The organism is Pseudomonas quercus, from assembly GCF_012033695.1.
Taxonomy (GTDB): domain Bacteria; phylum Pseudomonadota; class Gammaproteobacteria; order Pseudomonadales; family Pseudomonadaceae; genus Aquipseudomonas; species Aquipseudomonas quercus.
Window position 1 is genome coordinate 1 of sequence record NZ_JAAVJI010000043.1, and the last position, 1,430, is coordinate 1,430.

1 protein-coding gene is annotated in these 1,430 nt (G+C 53.2%); it reads right to left on the reverse strand.

Going from position 1 to position 1,430, the window contains the following annotated elements:
• Positions 1–27: 27 nt before the first annotated feature.
• Positions 28–1,382 (reverse strand): IS3 family transposase gene (locus HBH25_RS22940; protein WP_168086218.1). Its coding sequence is split into 2 segments (ribosomal slippage): positions 28–894 and positions 897–1,382, totalling 1,353 coding nucleotides; the frame shifts between segments, so codons are not numbered across the junction.
• Between the last annotated feature and the right edge of the window lie 48 nt (positions 1,383–1,430).

The following is a 1,430-nucleotide window of genomic DNA, read 5'->3' on the forward strand; positions in this document are numbered from 1 at the left end:
TGGACTGCCCCCTTAAAGTTGGACAGTTTATGATGTTGCCTGAGCCCTGTACTCAACAGGGCTCAGACCACCGAGCCTGAGCTTGATGCGGTGGTGGTTGTAATAGTAAATGTACTCATCCAGTTCCGCCTTCAGCTCATCAATACTCTCGAAGCGCTTGAGGTAGAACAGCTCGGATTTAAGCGTGCCGAAGAAGCTTTCCATGGCGGCATTGTCCAGGCAATTACCTTTGCGCGACATGCTCTGCTTCACGCCCCTCTCGCGCAATTTATGGTGGTATTGGATCTGCTGGTAATGCCATCCCTGATCCGAGTGAAGCACTAGTTTTGGCTTTTCTCTCAGACAACCCAGCGCCTTGTCGAGCATGTTCCCAACCAGGCTATAACGCGGCTTGCTGGCTGTTTCGTAAGCTATGATCTCACCGTTGTACAGGTCCATTACCGGCGACAGGTACAGCTTGTGTTGCCCCACCTTGAACTCGGTAACGTCGGTTACCCACTTCTGGTTGGGCCTTTGAGCGACAAAATTTCTTTCCAGCAGATTCTTGGCTGTCTTCCCGACCGTACCGCGATAGGAACGGTATTTCTTGGGCCGTACCAGTGATTTCAACCCTTGTTCGACCATCAAACGCTCAACGACTTTCTTGTTCACCAGCCTGTCTTTTCTAATCGCCAGCGCAACACGGCGATAGCCATAGCGCCCTTTGTGCTCGTGGTACACACGCTGCACCAGCTCTTTGAGATCGGCATGTTTGTCCGGCTTTTGGCGAGCCTTGAGCTGATAGTAAAAGGTGCTGCGCGCCAATCCGACCAGTACCAGAAGGCCGGCTAGCGGGAACCTGTATTTGAGCTTGATAACGATCAGGACTTTTTCATCCGTGTTCGCTCCTTTTCCTCCCGTACAAGCTCGAGCTCCTTTAAGACAGCGTTCTCCATGCGCAGGTATTCAAGCTCAGCCATCAGTTGTTCTCGAGGCTTCTGGGCATCATCGGTATTGGAGGGTTTGACGGGTTTGATAGTTTTCAACGCATTGGCCGGCTTTGCAGGTGGTGTGGGAGTCGGAGCGGCTGGACTGTCACTGTAGTACTCCCGCTGCCAAATGCCTATGTGAGAGGGCTGCCCAAGGCCAAAATGTGCAGCGGTCTGGCGTAGCGAAAGCCGGTGCTCATTCATGTGGTTGAGCACCTGCTCCTTAAACTCACTGGTATAGCGTCGTACGAGCGGCCGTGAGCTGACACCGTTGCCTGCCTGGTATTTAGCAACCCAGCGCCGAAGCAGGCTGCAATCAATATCAAAATGGCAGGCCACTTTTCGGAAGCCGTTGCTGCCTTCCAGGTAGGCAGCAACGGCTGTGAGCTTGAACTGATCGGTGTACTTACCCATGGATCCTCCCAAGGTTGGGTAGGTGTCCAACTTCTTGGGGGCAGTCCA